Annotated in this window: 16 protein-coding genes and 2 pseudogenes; 9 read left to right on the forward strand and 9 right to left on the reverse strand. The window is 67.9% G+C overall.

Annotated features, from left to right (window positions below):
• Positions 1–201 precede the first annotated feature (201 nt).
• Positions 202–1,349, reverse strand: a pseudogene (locus ACFWIA_RS32945) (IS701 family transposase).
• Positions 1,350–1,530: 181 nt separating this feature from the next.
• Here ACFWIA_RS32945 and ACFWIA_RS32950 point away from each other — a divergent pair.
• The gene (locus ACFWIA_RS32950; RefSeq protein WP_387010931.1) at positions 1,531–1,773 is read left to right on the forward strand and encodes a hypothetical protein; all 243 of its coding nucleotides are present in this window, start codon (positions 1,531–1,533) and stop codon (positions 1,771–1,773) included.
• Positions 1,774–2,055: 282 nt separating this feature from the next.
• Here the strand turns inward: ACFWIA_RS32950 and ACFWIA_RS32955 are convergent, their stop codons facing one another.
• The 4 genes from ACFWIA_RS32955 to ACFWIA_RS32970 form a co-directional block, all read right to left on the reverse strand.
• Positions 2,056–2,232 (reverse strand): hypothetical protein, encoded by a 177-nt coding sequence (locus ACFWIA_RS32955; protein WP_387010932.1) that lies wholly within the window; start codon positions 2,230–2,232, stop codon positions 2,056–2,058.
• 666 nt (positions 2,233–2,898) lie between these two features.
• Positions 2,899–3,507 carry a C39 family peptidase gene (locus ACFWIA_RS32960; protein WP_387010934.1) on the reverse strand — a complete coding sequence of 203 codons (609 nt, stop codon included), beginning with the start codon at positions 3,505–3,507 and terminating at the stop codon, positions 2,899–2,901.
• Complete coding sequence (locus ACFWIA_RS32965; RefSeq protein ID WP_387010935.1) at positions 3,500–3,769, reverse strand: hypothetical protein; 270 nt, start codon at positions 3,767–3,769, stop codon at positions 3,500–3,502. The genes ACFWIA_RS32960 and ACFWIA_RS32965 overlap by 8 nt, the downstream gene beginning before the upstream one ends.
• A gap of 324 nt (positions 3,770–4,093) precedes the next feature.
• Positions 4,094–4,876, reverse strand: coding sequence for a transposase family protein (locus ACFWIA_RS32970; protein ID WP_387010936.1), 783 nt, complete (start codon positions 4,874–4,876; stop codon positions 4,094–4,096).
• A gap of 989 nt (positions 4,877–5,865) precedes the next feature.
• Here ACFWIA_RS32970 and ACFWIA_RS32975 point away from each other — a divergent pair.
• Together ACFWIA_RS32975 and ACFWIA_RS32980 are read left to right on the forward strand one after the other, a co-directional pair.
• Entirely contained in the window at positions 5,866–6,390 is a 525-nt protein-coding gene (locus tag ACFWIA_RS32975; protein WP_387010937.1) for a phenolic acid decarboxylase, read from the forward strand.
• A gap of 140 nt (positions 6,391–6,530) precedes the next feature.
• Positions 6,531–6,991: pseudogene (locus tag ACFWIA_RS32980) on the forward strand (ISAzo13 family transposase); the annotation flags it as partial.
• A 265-nt stretch (positions 6,992–7,256) separates the two neighbouring features.
• On the opposite strand, the gene ACFWIA_RS32985 reads toward ACFWIA_RS32980, so the two are convergent.
• Positions 7,257–9,539, reverse strand: coding sequence for a polyprenyl synthetase family protein (locus ACFWIA_RS32985; protein ID WP_387010938.1), 2,283 nt, complete (start codon positions 9,537–9,539; stop codon positions 7,257–7,259).
• A 738-nt stretch (positions 9,540–10,277) separates the two neighbouring features.
• Between ACFWIA_RS32985 and ACFWIA_RS32990 the strand changes: the two genes are divergently transcribed.
• Genes ACFWIA_RS32990 through ACFWIA_RS33005 form a run of 4 tightly spaced genes read left to right on the forward strand, consistent with a single transcriptional unit; the run spans position 10,278 to position 14,380 of the window.
• On the forward strand, positions 10,278–11,420 hold the full coding sequence (locus ACFWIA_RS32990) for a 3-oxoacyl-ACP synthase III family protein (protein ID WP_387010939.1): 1,143 nt from the start codon (positions 10,278–10,280) through the stop codon (positions 11,418–11,420).
• Positions 11,417–11,680 (forward strand): acyl carrier protein, encoded by a 264-nt coding sequence (locus tag ACFWIA_RS32995; protein WP_387010940.1) that lies wholly within the window; start codon positions 11,417–11,419, stop codon positions 11,678–11,680. The genes ACFWIA_RS32990 and ACFWIA_RS32995 overlap by 4 nt, the downstream gene beginning before the upstream one ends.
• Positions 11,670–13,253: an amino acid adenylation domain-containing protein gene (locus ACFWIA_RS33000; protein ID WP_387010941.1), complete on the forward strand. Its 1,584-nt coding sequence runs from the start codon at positions 11,670–11,672 to the stop codon at positions 13,251–13,253. The genes ACFWIA_RS32995 and ACFWIA_RS33000 overlap by 11 nt, the downstream gene beginning before the upstream one ends.
• Positions 13,235–14,380 carry an acyl-CoA dehydrogenase family protein gene (locus ACFWIA_RS33005; RefSeq protein ID WP_387010942.1) on the forward strand — a complete coding sequence of 382 codons (1,146 nt, stop codon included), beginning with the start codon at positions 13,235–13,237 and terminating at the stop codon, positions 14,378–14,380. Before ACFWIA_RS33000 ends, ACFWIA_RS33005 begins: the two co-directional genes overlap by 19 nt.
• A 439-nt stretch (positions 14,381–14,819) precedes the next feature.
• Here ACFWIA_RS33005 and uppS read toward each other — a convergent pair whose 3' ends face one another.
• From uppS to ACFWIA_RS33020, 3 genes are all read right to left on the reverse strand, one after another.
• A complete protein-coding gene (uppS, locus tag ACFWIA_RS33010) occupies positions 14,820–15,863 on the reverse strand; it encodes a polyprenyl diphosphate synthase (RefSeq protein ID WP_387010943.1) in 1,044 nt (347 codons plus the stop codon).
• An 83-nt stretch (positions 15,864–15,946) separates the two neighbouring features.
• Positions 15,947–16,600 (reverse strand): squalene/phytoene synthase family protein, encoded by a 654-nt coding sequence (locus tag ACFWIA_RS33015; RefSeq protein WP_387010944.1) that lies wholly within the window; start codon positions 16,598–16,600, stop codon positions 15,947–15,949.
• A gap of 632 nt (positions 16,601–17,232) precedes the next feature.
• Positions 17,233–17,433 (reverse strand): hypothetical protein, encoded by a 201-nt coding sequence (locus ACFWIA_RS33020; protein WP_387010945.1) that lies wholly within the window; start codon positions 17,431–17,433, stop codon positions 17,233–17,235.
• Between the two features lie 80 nt (positions 17,434–17,513).
• On the opposite strand from ACFWIA_RS33020, the gene ACFWIA_RS33025 reads away from it, so the two are divergent.
• Together ACFWIA_RS33025 and ACFWIA_RS33030 are read left to right on the forward strand one after the other, a co-directional pair.
• Positions 17,514–17,645 (forward strand): hypothetical protein, encoded by a 132-nt coding sequence (locus tag ACFWIA_RS33025; RefSeq protein WP_387010946.1) that lies wholly within the window; start codon positions 17,514–17,516, stop codon positions 17,643–17,645.
• A gap of 717 nt (positions 17,646–18,362) precedes the next feature.
• Positions 18,363–19,091: a class I SAM-dependent methyltransferase gene (locus ACFWIA_RS33030; RefSeq protein WP_387010948.1), complete on the forward strand. Its 729-nt coding sequence runs from the start codon at positions 18,363–18,365 to the stop codon at positions 19,089–19,091.
• Positions 19,092–19,104 lie beyond the last annotated feature (13 nt).

A 19,104-nucleotide genomic window follows, 5' to 3' on the forward strand; every position in this document is an offset into this window, starting at 1 on the left:
CGTCACATCAAAACGCGCCACACGCGAGTTCTACCAGCCCCACCCAGCACACCACCGAGCCTTGAAGAGATCCGAACTTCGAACAGTTCCTAGTAGTGCTTCGTTAGGTTCTGTTGCGGGGCAGGCGGCGGCCGCAGGTGGTGCAGGTGCCGGTCCAGCACTGCGGCAGGTCCTGGAATGCGTCGAGGACCTGGTAGAGCGTCAGGCCGGCGTGTGGGCTTTTGGGTCGAGCCGCCGCAGGGTGAGGAATTCCTGGGCGGTGGTGACGAGGGTGACGTGGTGGTGCCAGCCGCGCCAGGTGCGGCCCTCGAAGTGATCCAGGCCCAGACCGTGTTTGAGCTCGCGGTAGTCGTGCTCGATGCGCCAGCGCGTCTTCGCCCAGCGGACCAGGTCGGCAATCGGTGTGGTGGCGGGCAGGTTCGTCATCCAGTATCCGGTCGGTCCGTCCGCGTCTTCGGGCTGTTCGACCAGCAGGGTCCGCAACGGGAGGGCGCCGTCCCAGCGGCTGCGTCCACCGGCCTGTTCCTGGGCGGTGCGGCAGGCTTCCTTACCTGACGGCCTCACCTCGAGCACAGCGAGACGGGAGGTCATCAGGCCCTTGCTGCCCTGCCTCCAAGCGACCTCTTCGAACGAGGTGTCCGGGGTGACGAACGCGGTCAGGGGCTGGGCCGACTCGCGGTAGCGGGGCAGCGTGGGCGGCCCCAGCCCACTGTAGGCGGGCTGGAAAGGCTCGGCCGCGGCCGGCCGGACGATCTCCTTGGGGTCGACCGCCATCACATAGGACCATCCGCGTTCCTCCAGCTCCAGCCGGAAAGACACGCTGCGGCCGTAACCGGCATCGGCCACGATCACCGGCACCGCAAGGCCCTGCTCGGTCAGCCGGTCCGGTAGCCCCAGAGCCAACCGGCCCTTGGAGACGTGCCCGACCTCGTCCGGACCCCGGCCCGCCAGCGCCGCCGGACATCACCGGCCCATTCCTCGGGCAGGAACAGCTCCCACTCCAGCGGGCACGACGCCGTGTCGATTGCCGCGTGAACGCTGACCGCGACCTGGCAGTTCGCCCGCTTGCCCAACGCTCCGCAGTACTGCCGGTCCACCCCCACCGACGCCGTGCCGCACTTGGGGAACGACGCATCGTCGACCACCCACACCTCAGGCCGGATCGCCTCGCACAATTGCTCGGCGATCTGATTCACGAACTGCTGCAGAGCCTGCATGTTCCCGTCCGGCAACCGCTCAGCCGTCGGCTGGACCGACTTCCGCCGGCCGTCCAGCATTAGACCCCGCAGATAACACCCGCCCCACCGCCGCGGAAGCGAGGCGAACACATCGGCAACGAACTCCGACAACTCACCCCGGAGCCGTTCCCCCCAAACCTCATATCCGAAAGAGGCCCACCACCAGCCGAGATCACCCGACGCAACGAAGCACTACTAGCCGGGTACCCACCGTCACGGCCTCACCAGCAGTGCCCAAACCGCCAGCGGCCATGGCCCATCGGCCGCTACGGACACGTCGTCGACCCTTGAGATGGACGAAGTCGGCTACCTCGAACTCAACCGCCGCAGCGCCGAGATGCTCTTCCAGATTTTTACACCGAGCGTGAGGAAAAGAACGGCACGTGATCGCCTCCAACGAGGCGGCCACGGGCTGGCCAAGGACGTTCACCGATCCACTGCTCTGCGCGCCGCCGTCGACCGGAACACCCTCAACGCCATCCTCATCGAGTCCTACCGGCTGGAGCGCACCAAAGCGAACGCCAGGGTGAAGTAGCCGACCGGCCTCACGAGGGCGGAGGAATCTCCCGGACGAGCCCCAGGGCGTCCCCCAACCGCAAGGCCAACGACCGGTCACCATACGTATCCGCAAACCCCCGGCTCGACACCTGTGGCCGCCCCCGGCAACGTCGAGTGACACGTCACATGCCCTTCGTTCGCCACAGCCTCAGCGACCATACTGCGGATCCGTTCCGGCATCGTGGCCCGGAACGGGTTGCCCGGCCGGAGGATGCAGGTCAAGCACCGCTCGGACAGCAGCCGAATCTCGCCGGTCGCTTCATCGGCAACCGGAACACGCCGTCTCCACCGAGTCCCGGGGATCATGCATCCCGAACTCGACCGCAGTGCGCACCTCCGCGACGAGGTCCTTCCGTTGCGCCTCGGCAGCCCGCTTGTACAGGGCACCAGAGGGGGCGTCGTCGGGTCCGGCCGACGGAACGTGCTCGATGAACATGCCCGGATCCTTCCAGACCCCGGCACGTGGGCCAGTGCATCGGGTGCGCGCCGAAGGCGCCGGCCTCTGCCTGCAGGCTGTCTCCGGTCGGATGCTCGTACTGGCTGATGACGATGTACAGCAGGCGAACGGACCCGGGCGGTGCTGCCCCTGAAGGCGAGCACGGACAACAGGGACTTCCTCGCACACTCGACAGACATGCCCACGGCAGCCGGTTGACGGCGGCTTCGCCCTGCAGTTCCAACACCACCATGGTCATCGCGTCTCCCGGCATCTGAAGCGCGCAGATTTCGGCCCGCTGCTCTCGGCGGTTGTGGAAGCGGTTTTCCAGCGATGCCGCAATGATGGCGATGAACACCGCCGTGGCCGGCGGGTTGGCCAACTCGCCCAAAGCCACTCCGCAGGCTGATCGTGCACCGGCCCCCCTGAGCGTCTTGCCGATCCCTCCGCCACTCCGTCGGCGCAGAGGGCATGGAGACTGCTCTGGCGAACCAGAGACTCCACCGGCCGCATCGACACCATGGTTCAGGTCGTCCACGCAGTACCTGCTTGCAACTACTCAGGATGAATGCGGCTCACTGAGTTGATGGTGGCGATCCAGGTGGAGCAGTTGTTCGGTGCGGCTCTGGGCGAGCGGGGTGGTCCCTGGGCAGATGGTGATCAAGGTCAGATCAGTGCGATGCCCCGGTTGTCGAAGAATTGGGCGAACTGCGTGGCGGGCAGGGCCGCTGTCCGGGCTCTCGGGGTGTGTCCGGACGGGTTGCGGAAGCGTACGGTGTCTCCGTCCCGGCCGGTGACGAGTACGAGGTGGCCGCCTTTGCCGGGGGCTGGGCTCTCGGGGCGGCGGATCTCCTTATGGACGGACGCCATCACCAGTTGCCCACTGTCGAGGAGAGCGAAGAGTTCCGCGATGGTGAGGGCCGGACACACAGTCGCGGTCAGCGAGTGGACGTCATCCACGTACCGGGCGAACGGCGCGTAGATCAGCCCGCGAATGTCGCCCCCCTCTGTGTCCTCGATGTAGGCCCCGTACTCTCTGGCGCCATCGAGAAGTTCGAACATGGTGGGTGCGTCGCCCGTGTGCGCGAGGAGCGCCATACGCAGGCAGGCGATGCCACACATGTGCCGACACCATCGACGGTAAGCATCGAGGCTGAGGGCGCCGGTTTCGGCCCAGCGAGGGTCTGCATGGTGGGGGCGCCCCTCGTAGGCGATGGCATTGATCAGGTCAGGGCTGGCGTACTGCGTGATGGTGGGGAACGAGTACTCAAACACGGGCGAGGTCCTTCCAGCGGCTGGTCCAGTGCATCACTGGAAAAGTAGCCAGGTCCACGCCACCTCCGCGGATCACCACGCCGATCACTTCCGATCCCCAGTCGCGGGCTGGTCTGCAGGGCACGGCGCGCAACAAGTAGGAGGGCTTATCGTCCCCTTCGGAGCGGTTCAGCGTCTTGCTGTGACCCTGTGGCAAGAGCGACCCGGCTGCCACGCGAAGCTGCAGATCGCCGTCGAACCCGCCCACATCGGCCATGGCCACCGGAGCGACCCTCCGGGCCGTGGCCGCTGGCTGTGCCCGCGGATACCAGAACGGCTTCCGCCGAGACCTCTTTGTGGCGGGACTGCTGTTCGATATGGCCCGCATGCCGAGCTGCGGCACCTGGACCTGAGGCAAGAACTCCTACCCTCGTCCACGCCGCCCGCGCCCTATCCGGGACGAGCCCTGAGCATCCCGGCGACTGGACTCCAGGCGAGCGGGCTAACGGGACAAACGCGCCGAGACGTGGTGGGCCGCCGACGCCCGCCTAACGAGCTCGTGCATGGTTGGTGGTGAGGCGTTGGAGGGTGCGACGTGGCTTTGTGCTCACATCTGCCGCGCTGCGGCCAGGTTGGCGGATTGCTGTTGGGACAGCAGGCCGGCGACGGCCCGGACGGTGTCGCCCATGTGCTCGCGGCGGCCGAGGTGGCGGGCCAGGGCCCGCCAGTTCTTGAGGTTGGCGATGCTGTGCTCGACCCGGATACGGTGTGAGGAGTGCGCCTTGCGCCGACGTTCGTGAATCTCCTCGTACCAGTCTGGGGTACCTTGCTTGAACTTGCAGTGCGGCGGTGTCACCATCTGGCCACCGGTCTGGGGGCCCAACCCCTGGTAGCCGGCATCAGCCAGGATCTCCACCGCAGACCCGTCGGCCAGAAGCCTGACCAGCCCCAGCTGGCGGGCGTGGGTGATATCCGCGCAGCTTGCGGGACGGGCTGGACTGCACCACAGAACGCGGCCTTCGCCGTCCGTGACCACCATGGACTTGACGGCGTTCTGCTTGTTCTTGCCGGAGATGAACGTGTCCCTGCCCTTGCGTCTGGCGGCGGGCCGCCGGACTCGGATCTCCGTGCCGTCGATGATGCCGGTCTTACCGCTCGCGCGAAGATGGTCGACGACTTCGGCCAGGGACCGCAGCCGCACGTCAGGGCTGACGGTGCATCCCCGCTCGGCAAGCAGGAGTCGCACCCCACCGATGGCCCGGGTGATCGTGGAATGGTCCACGCCGAACCAACCGGCCAGCACATCGTGGGTGACCCCGTGGCGAAGCTGGACCAGCGTGGCGAGCAGTCGGTCGATGAACTTCAGCCGGTGCTTCGCGTCGGCGCCCACGGCCCGCTTCCGTGGCTTGGACGCCAGCCTGGTTTGGTGCCGCTCCTGCCACAAAGGGCCTACTTCGGAGATAAGTTCAGCGATCATGTCAGCCGACAGACCGGTGATTCGACGGTTGCCGACGATCACTGCACGGGACGCGTTCCACCACCCGACCATGATCAGCGATCAGGAGCCCGACGCCTCACCGCCAACCATTCACGAGCTCGTTAGAGTGGCGGGGTCTTGAGGAAGCGTCGGATCCTGGAACCACTTCCCATTTGCAGTCCGTGCGCGAAGCGCTCGGCCGGTCCATCCAGTTCCGCGTAGCCCCACTCTGCGCCGTACCCTGCGATCGCGTGCTCCACGGCAGGATACCGAGGGGTGCGGTTGGCCTGCTCGATAGACAACTGCCGAATGGCCGCTCCCGCAAAAGAGGGCGTCGCAGCCGTAGGCAGAGCATTGTGTGTCATGTGCATATCACCTTGAGTAGCGTTGATTTCACCGAAATCTTGTCTGGGAATGCAACGGACACGGCCACAGGTTCGCCGCCGATCGTCCGAAGCGGCAGGAGACACTCCTCGGATGCGGTGGCTCAACGAGCGCCCTGGCGGACTCTCGGCACCTGATCCCGAGCACTCCAGGATCACCGTCAGAGTCAAGCCAGGGCTGGCGCTCGCGGTGTTGCGGCCGCGCTCGCAGCCCTCACAGGACGCGCCCCTAACGGACCAGCGGGCGCTGGTGGCGGCAGAAACCGTACGCCACACCGAGGTGTACATACGCCGACGCTGGCCGGAACCGGACGCCGTTCGTCGGCCCATCCACTCGGCCCTCACCGGAGGCATCCCTGCCACCGTCCTGCTAGACAGAAACCCTACGGGTGGACCGTCTGCGCCGGCGGTGTTCATGTGGCGGCCGAGACACGGGCCCGCCCTCCGCGGGTCGCGGGGTGCACGCAGTCCACGGACCCGTCGTCCAGCGCGTCTTGTCCGCACTGCCAGGGAGAGTAGATGGTTGCCTCTTTCCGTCCCCAACAGGACTTCTCCGACTTCCTGGGGACCCACTTCATCTACACCTACGCCAACGGATGGCGGTATGAGTGGTATGCCCGCAACGAGGGGCAGTGCGACTATCGCATCCACCACGGACTGGTCGGTGGCCGGTGGGCCACCCGCCAGGCCATCGGATTGGTGCGGCTGTCCGAGGACCTCCAGTTTCAGGCCAACTGGCACGAGCCGACCGGCACGTGTGTCAGTCTCTTCTTCGATCTCACCCGGCGCCGACTGCAGGGCACGGCCTTCTTCCCTCAGTGGATTGCCGGCGACGGCCAGCATCCCGAGAGGGCGATCTGCTACCAGAACGACTTCATTGAGGACATGCGGCGCTTTCGCGATGAAGGCCCTGCCTACCCCTACGTCACCTTCTCGGAGTTCGCCACCATCACCTACATGAAGAATGTGGGCACCGACAACAACGAAGTCATCAGCATGGCCCCTGGCCAGCTCCCTGACGGCTACACCGACCGCGTCAGCTAGCTGTATCAAAGACGGTAAGTGCACCGGCCGCCGAGGCATCGAGTGGACGGGGTCAGTCGACGATGCCGACATGATGGCCGCTGTCGTCGAAGTTGGGCCACCGTCTGGGCCACCTCCGGCAACACCTGGTGCTTGAACCTCTACGCAAGGACGTGTTCGAGCCGGAGTCCGGCGAGGCACCGTTGGGGCGCGGGCTGCGGCCGGGTGGAGAGCACGAGCGGGTCGCGGACCTCGACCCCGGACTGCGACCCGCGCTGCCGCCACTGGTCGAACCGAATGAGCGGGGTGACCTGGTGTCGCCGCTGGGGTGGACCGTGAGATCGGCCCGGCTCCCTGCCCATGAGCTAACCCGGGCCGGGCACAGGGTCAACGCCGACACGGTTTCCGCCCTGCCACAGGACGAAGGCTTCAGCCCACAGGCCAACGCCAAGACCATCGAGGGCGGCCAGCACTCGGACCGCGACGCCCAGTTCCGCGATCTCAACGAGCAGGCGCGCGAGCACTGGGACGCCGGCAGCCCGTGATCGCCGATCACGGCACCGCGGCATTCGCGGTGGAATCGATCCGCCGCTGGTGGCACGGCCAGGGTCTCGACCACCCCGGCATCCCGAGCCCCGCAGATGCCGACATGGGATCCGGCCCTGCTGTCCGCCCCCCGCCCCGACCGGACTATCCCCTCGCCAACTAGACAATCTGACCCGGATCCTGGTCACGGACGGAGCCACTCGACGTGGCCGTCCGCCCTGGTTGGCTTTCCCTGGACCAAGTCCTGGCCACTGTCTTGGACCTGCGGGTCGAACCGGCAGTGGAACCCCACGCCGTAACTGCTCGGCAGGAGTCGGAGCGCCATGCACCATGCCGGTGCTTCAAGCGATGCCGTGGGGCGCAACGTCCGGTTCATACTCAGACACACGCTGGGCCGCGTACCAGCCGAGGGCGCGCACCATCGCCTTGTGGGGAGTGGGCGGGAGCAACGGGTCGAGGGGCTGCCAGGCCCGGTCGACCAGGTTCCGGGCTTCGGCCAGGCACACGTGCAGGGCCCCGCTGCGCATCAGCAGGTCGGATGCCTTGAGGGCGCCGATGTGAGTGTGGGCCCGAAGAGCCGAGCGCAGGCGTCGGCGATCGGGTCCGTCGAGGAGGCCGATGGCGTGGGCCACGGGGTAGGTGACCGTGCCGTTGGTCAGGTCTTCGGCGGGGGAACGGACGGAGATACCCCGCCGGTACTCGTCGGGGGTGCATTGTCCGTACAGGTCCATGACATCGTCGCTGATCTGGTAGGCGACGCCGATTTCCTCGAAGTATCGGGAAATCGCTTTGAGTTGCGCGTCGCTTGCACCGGCGAGGATGGCGGCGACCTCGGCGGTGCAGCGGACCAGCCTGCCCGTTTTCAGACGGTGGGTGGTGCGGATCTGGTCGAGGAGCGGACGGGGGTCGCCGGTGTGGACGGCTTCGTCAAAAGCGGCGTGGTGGCCGGCCAGGTCGAGGGCCTGTCCGGCGTGGCCGGCGCGCATGGCGCGCAGGTAGAGCTGGTAGATGCGCAACATGGTGGCCGGGTCGGCTTGCGGGACACACGCGAAAAGAGGATCGAAGCTGTAGTAGCCGAGGGTACCGGAGGTGATCGATTCGGCGGTTCCGAAGACCTCGTGGACGCTTGCCCCACCGCGTCGCGTCGGGGAGCCGTCCTGGATGTCATCAACGATGAGGGCCGAGGTGTGCAGGAGTTCGGTGGCCGCGGTCAGCGGGCGGTAGGGCTCGGGGTCGGTGCCGAGCAGGCTCAGGACGGTCACCGCGATGTAGGGGCGCCACGACCGTCCGGGGTTGTCCAGCAGGTGCAGCACCGGTACGACCACGGCTTGGTGGAGGCGGGCGTGTGCCGTGGCGTCCAGTTCCGTACCGTCGTGGGTGCCGGCGAGGACGTCGAGCGCGGCGGTGTCGGCCGGATCTACCGGATACAAGGCGGCGGCTTCCGCGCGGGCGATGTCGTGGCTGCGGCGCATGTAGTGCTCGATGTCGCCGATGGTGTTGTCCGGGAGGGTCTGTACCAATGCCGTTCCGGTCACGGGCAGCCCCTTCATGGTGCCGTGCGCGGTAGCCGAGCTCTCCCAGAAGGCCCGCCCCACGGTGAGCGTGCGAATCTCCCGGGCGGCAGCGGGAGCGGTGATCTCGACGTCCAGGTCGAGTGTGGGCACGCACACCCGTATTGCGGTCGGATACGTGTTGAGGGTGACCACGGATGTCCAGTGCCGGATCGGTTGCCAGATCAGATCGTGGTGGCTGACGGCGCCGTCCGGATCGACGGCACTCGCGCGCGTGAGGACGGGTGGGGTGCCGGGGTCGGCGGCGCACGCGTGGGTGGCACTGATCTCCCAGCCGTTGGCGAGTTGAATGCCGGCCCGTTCCCAGGTGTGGTCTACCAGCCCTCGCAGGTGCTGATTGTCGTACTGGGCGGTGCCCCAGTGCTGCTCGAACCAGGCGTGCCCCTCCACCTGCTTCAGTGTGCCGTCGCTGGTGAGAAGGGTGCCGTGGACTTCCAGGCGGGGAAGGAAGCACGAGGTGAGCCCGCCCGCGTCGCGGGGGAGGCATCCTTGCGGATTGAACTGCGCCACCGCCGGTTTGACCGGGGTGAGGAGCAGGTCGAAGCAGGCCCGCTCCTGGAACGCCAGGCGGAAGCTCCCATCCTGCTCGCGGCGGAGTGCCGCCACCTCGCCCGCAGCGATGTCCAGTTCCCCGGCCGACTCCGTCACCGGCTCGTGGAGGAGCCGATCGGGAAGAAGGGGGCCCTGGGCCAAGGCATCTGCCAACGCGGTACGCACCCGCGGGTCCATGGACTGGTCATCGCTGATTGCTTGACGCACGACACGCAGCGCGGCAGGCGTGACCCAGGTGCCGTACGTCAGCCCCTGCTGGCCGTGGTGAGTCAGGCAGAGACAGTATCCGGGCCCGTCGGCGGGATTCCGGGCATCGTGATGACGCACGACACTCACGGTGCAGGTATGTGACTGCCCGTCCTCGTCGCGCAGATGGCCGACGAGGTGCCAGATCTCGACGTCGGCTGATGGATGCGGGCTTCCGAAGGTCGACGTGTTGACGAGGTGACGCGGCCCCTGCCCGGGCACCCGCGTCGACGAAACATAGACGGGGATGTTCACCCCAGCAACCTAAAGGCTCACCACTACCTTGCCGCGAGCAATCACCCGACTTCCACCTCATCGGATGAAAGGCTGCTCTGGCCATGGACAACGCCGCCCCCAACCGCTGCGTGACGTCGAACGAGGCCCCGTCCCTGCGTCAGCCCACCCCCGCGCTCCGCCGGGAGGAAGCCCCGGTGCGGAGGCCGGGCGGTCGGAAGTACGGTCGGATCGGGTGGACGGTGTTGAGGAGTTATGACACTGCGTAGTGGGTGACCGCTGTGGTGCTGGGGTGGTTCCAGGGCAAGGTGGCGGGCAGGGGGGATGAACGGACGGTGTTCGAGCCGGACGCGGAACTCAACGGTGAGCGGGGAGCCCATACTCAGCTGGGACAGCGTGAAGTGGTCGGGCCGGGGCCGGACGTCCGCTCGCTACCGAGCACGTCGGCGCCGGTGGCGGACCTCCACCATGACCGCACTCTTCAGCGTTCCAGAGGGTGGGACGGGCTCTGGATGTGGTGCGGGCGGTGTCCTACGGTGTGAACGTGGCGTCGGAGGTCGGGAATTCGCCTGGTGTCCGCGGAGCCTGTGAGCGTTGTCGTCGGAGCCAGAATGCGCCCTCGACCAGTGTCCCCGAGGAAGGTCTCTTGTTCCTGTGGAGGGTAGGTCGCGGACGCGTGTTGGCGTCCGCAACGCTCTCACAGGGCGCTGCCGTGTGACGTTCCGTCGAACAGCACCACATCGGCAAGGGGCAGGCGGGATGACTTCTGTGGGCATGCTCTCCCTGGCGACGTACCTGCCGCGAGGGCTCAGGTCCAACGCGTGGTGGGGACCCTCCCGCACCGAGTCCGCGTGGCGGGGAGGGCGCACGGGAACCGCCCGAATCCGCAACGTCTTCGACGCGGCCATGCACGCCTACAGCGACGATCCGTTCTTCGGCAGCGTGGAACGAAGGGTCGCGACGCTCGGCGAGACGTCGGTGACGATGGGCGTACGGGCGGCCCGCCAGGCCCTGGCCGCCGCGGGCATCGAGGCGTCCGAAGTGGACGCCCTCGTCTCCGTCTCCATGTTTCCCGACCGGGTGGGGGCCGGCGACGGCGGATACCTCGCGAACGAACTGGGCACTGCCGGCGGGGCCTTCAATATCGAGGCGACCTGCTCGGGCTCCCTCTCCGCCCTGCTGACCGCGTGCGCCCTGGTCCGCTCAGGAATCAAGAAGCGCGTCCTGGTCGTCGCCACCTCCATGCTGTCCAGGGCCATCGACGCGGACGACGTCGCAGCCCGACTGTGTGGCGACGCCGCCGCGGCATTCGTCGTCGGCGAGGTCGACGAGGGCTACGGGCTCCTCGGCGCCCACACCCTTCACACCGGCGAGACCTGCGGAACATGGCTGATGGACACCGTCGAGGACCCGTCGGGCACCACCGCCGGCGGTCGACGCATCCGCCTCAGGGTGGACCCGACGATCACCCATGTTCTGCGCCACACTGCGGAGCCGTACCTGATCAGGGCATCTGACGGCGCCCTCCGCGCGGCCGGCGCCAGCCGTGACGACGTAGCAGCCTTCGTCGTGAACACCCCCACCGCCTGGCACGCCGACTTCTCCGCCCGCGCGCTCGGCGTCACTCCCGACAAGGTCGTGGACACCTTCCCCCACGTCGCGAACATCGGACCGGCCCTCATGCCGTTCAACGCCCACACTGCCGCGTCCCGAGGCCGCATCACGACCGGCGACCTCGTGGTCCTCTACACCTTCGGCGGCCAGGCGGAAGCAGGCGCCGCGGTGTTCCGCTGGTCCACCACCGCCCTGGCACCCGAACCCGAGCCGGCCACGGTCATCGACGCCGGGCTCCCGTCACCCCGAGCACCCACGCCACCCAAACAGCCAAGGAGGCATCCGTGAGCGACGCACAGGACCGCGTCCGCGACTTCATCGCCACCAGCATCGTCAGGGGCGAATCCACCGACGCCCCGCCGGACGACGTCGACCTCGTCGACGCCGGGTACCTCGACTCCATCAGAATCATGAAGCTGGTCGCCTTCGTGGAAGAAACCTTCGGTATCGAGGTCGGCGTCAGCGACCCGCGCGAGCATTTCCAGAGCGTCGCCAGCATCATCCGCTACATCGACATGCGCACTGGGGACGGCCGGGATGACGACTGACCCGGCAGCCGGACCCGACGACCTATCCCACTACCTCGACCGCACCACCGCCAGGCTCCCAAACGCACCCGCGGTCTTCGCACCCGACGGCACCGTCACCACCTACCGGGAACTGCACCAGTTGTCCGGGAAGGTCGCCGCGTTCCTGTCCCGTGAAGGTGTGCGCACCGGTGACCGGGTCGCCCTGCAACTGCCCAAGTCCGCCGAGACCGTCGCCCTCATGCTCGGCGCGCTACGCGCCGGCGCGGCCTACGTCCCGATCGACGTCGACGCCCCGCCCGCCCGCACGGCCACGGTCCTGTCCGACTGCGCCGTGCGCGTCCTGTTCACCACCCCAGACGCCCTCGGACGACTGGACGCCAAAGCCCGTCGCCCGCCCCTGACACCAGTCCCGTTGACACCCGGCCAGGCGAGCGAACGACTGGCCGGTCACCTCGCGTGGGCCGACGTCCTCGCATCGGACGGTGACCATCCACCCGCGACCGTCCCCGACCCCGGCCGCCTCGCCTATCTGCTCTACACCTCAGGCTCCACCGGCACGCCCAAAGGCGTGGCCGTCACCCACCGCAACGCCGTCAGCTTCGTCGAATGGGCCACCCGGGCGTTCGCCGTCACCGCCGACGACCGCCTCGCCGCCCATGCTCCGTTCCACTTCGATCTGTCCGTCTTCGACGTCTACGCCGCCCTCCGCACCGGGGCGAGCGTCCATCTCATCGACACCGAACTGGCCGCCAGCCCCCGCCACCTCGCGCGGTTCGTCGCCACACACGACATCACCGTCTGGTACTCGACGCCGACCGTCCTCGGCGCGATCGGCGCTCTGCGTCCCGCACCGCCGACCCCTGCGGGACTGAGACTGGTCCTCTTCGCGGGCGAGGTGTTCCCGCCCGCGAGACTGCGACGGATCAAGGACGTCTGGCCCGAACCCGCCTACCACAACCTTTACGGGCCCACCGAGACCAACGTCGTCACTCACCACCCCGTCCCACGGCACGTCCCACCCGATCGCCACGACCCCTACCCCATCGGCGCGCCGTGCTCGCACTGCGAGGTGATCCTCGTTGATGGAAAGGGCGTGCCTGTCGTCTCCGATGAGGGGTTCCTCGCCGTCTCAGGCCCCTCTGTCTTTCCCGGCTACTGGCAAGACGGCCGGGCCGTTCCCACGGAGGCCCACTTCACCACCGGTGACGGACGCCTCTGGTTCAACACCGGCGACCTCGTCCGCCGGGAAGAGGACGCGTTCGTCTTCGTCGGCCGGCGGGACCGGATGGTCAAACGCCATGGGTACCGGATCGAACTCGACGAGATCGAACGGACCCTCGCGGCCCACCCGGAGTTGATCGACGCCGCCGTTGTCGTCAGCGCCCGAGTCGATGACCAGCCCGTCGTCTCCGCCTACGTGGTGGCCCGCGCCGCACGCCCGTCGGCAGGCGAACTGAGACGCTACTGCCGGGCACGTCTGCCGCACTACCTGCTCCCCGACCGATTCCAGGCACTCGCGGAACTACCAAGGACCTCCACTGGCAAGACCGACCACCACCGTCTGGAGCTCCAGTGCCCGTACACGCCGTAGCCGGGGAAGCCGACCTCTTCCAACGGGCGGCCGACTTCGCCCGCCATCACCTCAAGGACGACTTCGCCGTCGCGGGGGACACCGGAGCCGGCTTCGACCGGGACAGCTGGCAACGCTGCGCCGACTTCGGCCTGTTGAGGATGGCCGTCCCCCACAACGGCGAACCGGCACCCAAGCTCAGTAGCCTCATCACGGTGATGGAGGGACTGGGCTACGGATCCGGCGACCAAGGCATCCTCTTCGCCCTCAACGCCCACCTGTGGACCACGGTCATCCCACTGGCCGAGTACGGCACCCCCGCCCAACGGGAACGGTACCTGCCCGGACTGACCGACGGCTCATTGATCGGTGCGAACGCCTCGACCGAGCCGGAGGCCGGTTCGGACGTCTACGCCATGACCACGAGCGCCACGCCCGTCGACGGCGGCTACCTCCTCGACGGAGCCAAGACCTACATCACCAACGCCCCGGTGGCCGACGTGTTCGTCGTCTACACCACGGTCGACCGGAGGGCCGGTCCCCTCGGCATCACCGCGTTCCTGGTCGACGCCGACAACCCCGGCCTGCTCCGCAGCCCCGCCTTCCCCAAGACGGGGCTGCGGACCGCGACGATGGGCCGCTTGGACCTCCACCGCTGCCGGGTGCCCTCCGACGCCGTCCTCGGGCGCCCGGGCCGCGGAATCAACGTCTTCGAGACCGCCATGGAGTACGAACGCGGCTGCATCACGGCAGCCTGCCTGGGCGTCATGCGGCGACAGTTGGAGACCTGCGTTCACCACGCGCGCCACCGCCACCAGTTCGGAAGCCCCATCGGAAGGTTCCAAGCGGTCTCCCACCGCATCGCCGAGATGAAGGTCAGGCTCGATGCCGCACGGGCGCTCGTCCACCGGGTCGGAGCCCTCAAGGACGCCGGCGAGGAGGCCTCCACCGAGGCCGCGGTCGCCAAGCTCTTCGTGTCCGAGGCGTACCTGGAGTCCTCGCTCGACGCCGTGCGCGTGCACGGCGCCGGCGGATACCTCTCCGGGAGCCCTCAGGCCCTGCACCTGCGCGACTCCGTCGGATCAGTCCTCCACTCGGGGACGAGTGACATCCAGCGCAACATCATCGCCAGCGCACTCGGCCTGTGAACAGGCACCCCGACGCCACGTCATCACCCCAGCCCGGATCGAATGCCAATTCTCCACCCGCCACTTGAGGGTCTTCAGCGCTCTCCCGGTGGTCAGCGCACTAGAGCGCGATCGCGGGCGGGACATCCATCCATACGGGGGCGAGTCACCTGCCGGTGACAGTCTCGCTTCTTGCCCTACGGCTCCAGGGGATGCTGGTGGGCGCCGAAGGGGTCGTCGTCCGCTCACCAGGTTGTCCGGGCCTGGACGCGGACCCCGCGGTGACGGTGGACCCCTGGGACGGCTTCCTCCGGCCGAGCGACACCCGGACTTCATGACTCAGGGAGCGCGGTGGCGACGGCGCGGACGTCCCTGGGACGCCGTTCCTCGGGAAGCCCCGCTGTTTCCGGGCGGGCCTGTACCCCGAATACCGGCCGTCGCTGGACGACGGTCAGAGGCTTCACCTCGACAGTTCCTCCGTCGTGGCGCCGAAGCGGCGCCGACGCTGTTGATAAGTCTCCAGCGCGGCCCACAGGTCGCGTCGGTCCACGTCCGGCCAGAGCTTGGTGGTGAAGTGTAGTTCCGCGTAAGCGGACTGCCAGAGCAGGAAGTCCGAGATCCGTTGTTCCGCGCCCGGACGCCACAGCAGGTCGACATCGGGCATATCGGGGCGGATGAGGAACCGGCTGAGGTCGGCCTGGGTGAGAGTGGAGACGTCACGGCCGTCGGTGCGCACCGTGGCGGCCAGGGCTGCCGCGGCCCTGGTGATCTCCTCGCGGCCACCGTAGTTGACGCAGTAGGTCAGTGTGAGTCCGGTGCGGTCGCGGGTGACGGTCTCCTGGTGACGCATTTCCTCGACCAATTCGCCCGCCAGTTCACCGGGTGTTCCCGCCCAACGCAACCGCACGTCGAGGTCCTCGAACGGGCGGGCGCACAGACCGTCTAGGAAGAGTTCGAAGATCGTCTGGACCTCCTCGGGGTCACGGCGCCAATTCCCGGTGGAGAAGGCGTACAGGGTCAGATGCCGTACACCGAGTTCCAACGCCCCGTGGACGATTTCATAGGTCACGTTCCTGCCGACCCGGTGCCCTTCGGGGCGCGGCAGCCTCCGCTGGATCGCCCACCGGCCGTTTCCATCCATAACCACTGCGACATGCGCCGGGACGGGGCCCGCCAGCAGTGCGTGCGGCGGGGGCCCCACCGGGTGGGCGGGGGGCCGGGTGAATCTGGCCGTGTCGCCCTTGGAAGGCCGGGAGCGGACGTCCGGAGCGTCCGTGGGTGGTCGTGTGACCGCCGGAAGGGGAGAGGGCACGGTCAGCCGGGATACTCGCCACGCCGTCGCCGCCCGCAGTCTGCGCCTCGCCATGATCCCGGCCATCCGGCGCACCGGCGGGTGCGGCTTTCTCTTCAGCAATCCGGCCCCCGCCGAGGTGACTGCGTCGAGTTGGATGTTGAGCAGGTCGACGACGGCCTCCATCATGTTCGCGGCGCCCGGATGGACCATGTGGCCGAGGTCGGGTTGGTCGCACCATCGCCGCGCCCGGACGACGAGCGCCGTGACCAGGGACGCAACCGAATCGCTCCACCTCAGTCGAAGCAGGTCGTCCGCGGCGCCGGGGTACTGGCGAGCTCTGATTCCGGCAGGAGTAGATGTCCACCCGCGAGGTCTTCGGACAGATCCGTCAGGATGTCGCTGAGTCTGACTCCACAGACGAGTTCGGGGAACGCGTTGAAGTTCGCCGTCCCGGGCAAGACCACGATGCCCGCTCGGAGCATGACACGGATAACCTGCTCGAACCACGGCAACTGGCCGTCCCCGTTCCACTGCTCCCAGGCGTGCCAGTTCGTCAGCCGTCGCCCCACCATGTCCTCCTGGACCACCCGGATCGCTCCGTCGAGTTCCGACAGGTCCAAGCCCCAGCGGGCGGCGGTGTCGATCAGCGCGGCGCGTACCGGGTCCGGGCTGCTCCCGACCTCGCGTTCCCTGCGGAGCGCCGTCTTCCACTCCGCGACCCGGGCGGCCCTGCTCTCGAAGGGTTCCCCCGGAGCGTCCGCGAGGTCATCCACCGTGCTGGCCGCCGCCCACAGCGCCCAGTACGGAGGGCGCAGCGCGGCGGGTAGCAGCTGGACGAGAGCGTACTCCGCTGGATCACGCCTGGTGACACCGCAGCACACACGGTACGCGGACCGTAGGGGAGGGTTCCCTCCGGCGGCCTCTGCCGTCCTCAGATCATGCCTCATCCGGGGATCGTGCCCGGTGGAGCGTGGCGGCACGGCCGCACCACCCGACGAGGCGGGCGCGAACCCGGTCCCGCCCGTGCGCCGACGGCGCGCGCCGGGCGCGGCCGGGCCGCTTTGCCCCTGCGTGAGGCCGCTGGTCGACGTGGACTCGTTCGATGGTTTCCTTGACTGCCGTCTCTCCGTCCGCACAGGGTCGGACACCTCATCGGGGCGCGTGCCGCGTCCGCGTCACGACGGCGGTGACGTGACGAAGGACGTCTCTGGGGGACCAAGACCTCGGCGTTCGCACGGGATGGTCTGACCGAAGGTGCGGACATCCTGCTGTTGCGCGATTCGTGGAGACGTCGTCTTGGCACAGGGCTCCGCCGGTGCCATGTCTCCCTCACCGCACCGGAAGATGGAGCCCGTGACCATTCCCCTGCCGAGCCCTGGCGTGTCGAGGCCGTCCCGATCCAGCGGACCGACCGCGCCCACCGGGAGCGCGCAGCGTCGGCAGGTTGCGCTGGATCCGATGTGTCCTCTGCTGGGGCCGGGTTGCTGCATCGTTCCTTGACCGGGTTGGCTACGCATCACATCCCCGGGTGTCCGTCGCTGGACTGCTTTCCCGCCCAGGTTGCCGCCCGCGCCGCGACCTACTCGGCGGGCAACGAGGCCGCAAAGTTCAAAGTCGACTTCACGATCACCGACGAGCCGTCGCTGGACACCCCCGTGCCTGCGGCGCGGCCGGTGCCGCCGAGCCCGATGACGACTGTGACGAAGACGAGCACGACGGCGACCGGATCGACATCTCCGTCGTCAGCACCACGTCGGCCACGGCTGTGATCCGCGACCACGAAGAGGACTGACGGCGGCGTGGACCACGACAGCCAGTGACACGGCCGCGCCGTCGGCGGACGCCGCGTGGGCGGCCAAGATGGAACGTCTTTGCCGCCGCGTCTGCCCGCGCAAGCAGCTGCGGATCTGCGACGACGACACCCTCCGTGCCGCGGTGGCCGCGGCCGAGAAGTCGGCCGAGCGCGCCCGGTTCCTCGCCGACACCCCCTAGGGGCGGCAGGTCGAAGACCGGCTCGGGCTTCTTCTTGCCCTGGCTGAGCATGGGCCGGCTGTCGATGAGCAGCCCGATCGGTCTTGTGGCCGCCACGGCACGGACTCCCGCCAGCTGCTTTCGCAGCGGATCGCGTATCCCATCCGCCCGCACTCCTGGTGGCTGACTGCTGCCCGGGCTACGACCACAGTGCTGGTTCTACAGATCATTATGTGACCCGGCCCGGGCTGGCGCAGTGCGGGGCGATCGCGGCTCATGCTGCCTGGTGGCTCCGGGTGCGGGCCGTCAACCGTGCCCCGCCCGACGCCGCGCTCCAGGCGAAGGGGTGCTTGTCTGGCTCGAACCTGGGACCTCACACGCAGCGCACGAGCCATCGCACCGTGTTGAATGCGATGACGGATGTGCCGCTCGATGTGCACCGGGGGCGTGGCTGAAGGAGAGTCAAGACCAGGATGCCGGAGCGTCTCCTCTGGGAGTCTGACCTGGCGCGTCCTGGGTGGAGGAGGGCAACGGCCCAGCCCAGCTCTCGCTAACGGGCCGGAGCCCGCCGACCTCTTCGAGTGGATCTGTGACCACCACGGTCACACTGGGCGAGCGGCGCTCACAGCTCGACGCCACCTCCTCCGCAGGTCCAGCCCGTGGAAGCGCCTGGTACCGCTGGAGAAGCCGACCTGGTGAGCGTCCCGGCTTACTCGTTCCACAGGGAGGAGCCCGAACATGACCGAGGACTTCATTGCCTGGGACTCTCAGAGCCGCCAGTACGACGAGGCGTTCGCGACGTTCCTCGCTCACACCAACCAGAAGAGGAGAGCTCACGACTACCTCAGCCAGGTCGTCTCCAGGCTCCCTCGCCGCAGGGTGCTGCTGGACGCAGGAGCAGGCAGCGGCGAGACCACCAGCCATCTGTTCGGCCACTTCGAGCACACCATCGCCCTCGAACCCAACCCTGATCTGCGGCGGCGTCTGGCGTCCCGACTTCCTCGGGCGCAGATCCTCGAAGAAGAGATCCTGGACGCTCGGCCTCACTGCGAAGCCGACCTCGTCCTGTGCTCCCATGTCCTCTACTACATCCCGTTGGATCAATGGCCCGCGCACCTGCGGGAACTCACCTCCTGGAGATCTAGCGGCGGCGAGTGCGTCATCGTTCTGCAAAACCCCGACAGCGACAGCATGCGCATGCTGCAAGAATTCGGTGGCCCTCGATCCGATCTCAGCGGCCAACTGGACGGCATGGACATCAGGTTCGTCCATCGGGTGACCGACCCCGCGCATGTGTCTACCCCCGATCTACCCACAGCCGTCAACGTCGCCGCCTTCATGCTGGGCACCGCTCCCTTGCCATCCCCTCCCACCCGGAAGCAGGTCGAAGACTATGTCCAGGCCAACTTCTCCTCCAGCAGCGGATACCAATTCACCTGCACTCAAGACTTCCTGCACATTGAGTAGCGAGAATCGGAGT

The sequence above is a fragment of the Streptomyces sp. NPDC127068 genome (assembly GCF_042724695.1).
Lineage (GTDB): Bacteria > Actinomycetota > Actinomycetes > Streptomycetales > Streptomycetaceae > Streptomyces.

What these genes read in the sequence shown, in the direction of transcription:
- ACFWIA_RS32950 (WP_387010931.1), top strand. Translation starts at nt 1,531, where the DNA reads ATGGACGAAGTCGGCTACCTCGAACTCAACCGCCGCAGCGCCGAGATG.
- ACFWIA_RS32955 (WP_387010932.1), bottom strand. Translation starts at nt 2,232, where the DNA reads ATGTTCATCGAGCACGTTCCGTCGGCCGGACCCGACGACGCCCCCTCT.
- ACFWIA_RS32975 (WP_387010937.1), top strand. Translation starts at nt 5,866, where the DNA reads ATGGTTGCCTCTTTCCGTCCCCAACAGGACTTCTCCGACTTCCTGGGG.
- ACFWIA_RS32990 (WP_387010939.1), top strand. Translation starts at nt 10,278, where the DNA reads ATGACTTCTGTGGGCATGCTCTCCCTGGCGACGTACCTGCCGCGAGGG.
- ACFWIA_RS33000 (WP_387010941.1), top strand. Translation starts at nt 11,670, where the DNA reads ATGACGACTGACCCGGCAGCCGGACCCGACGACCTATCCCACTACCTC.
- uppS (WP_387010943.1), bottom strand. Translation starts at nt 15,863, where the DNA reads ATGGTCCATCCGGGCGCCGCGAACATGATGGAGGCCGTCGTCGACCTG.
- ACFWIA_RS33015 (WP_387010944.1), bottom strand. Translation starts at nt 16,600, where the DNA reads ATGAGGCATGATCTGAGGACGGCAGAGGCCGCCGGAGGGAACCCTCCC.
- ACFWIA_RS33025 (WP_387010946.1), top strand. Translation starts at nt 17,514, where the DNA reads ATGGAACGTCTTTGCCGCCGCGTCTGCCCGCGCAAGCAGCTGCGGATC.
- ACFWIA_RS33030 (WP_387010948.1), top strand. Translation starts at nt 18,363, where the DNA reads ATGACCGAGGACTTCATTGCCTGGGACTCTCAGAGCCGCCAGTACGAC.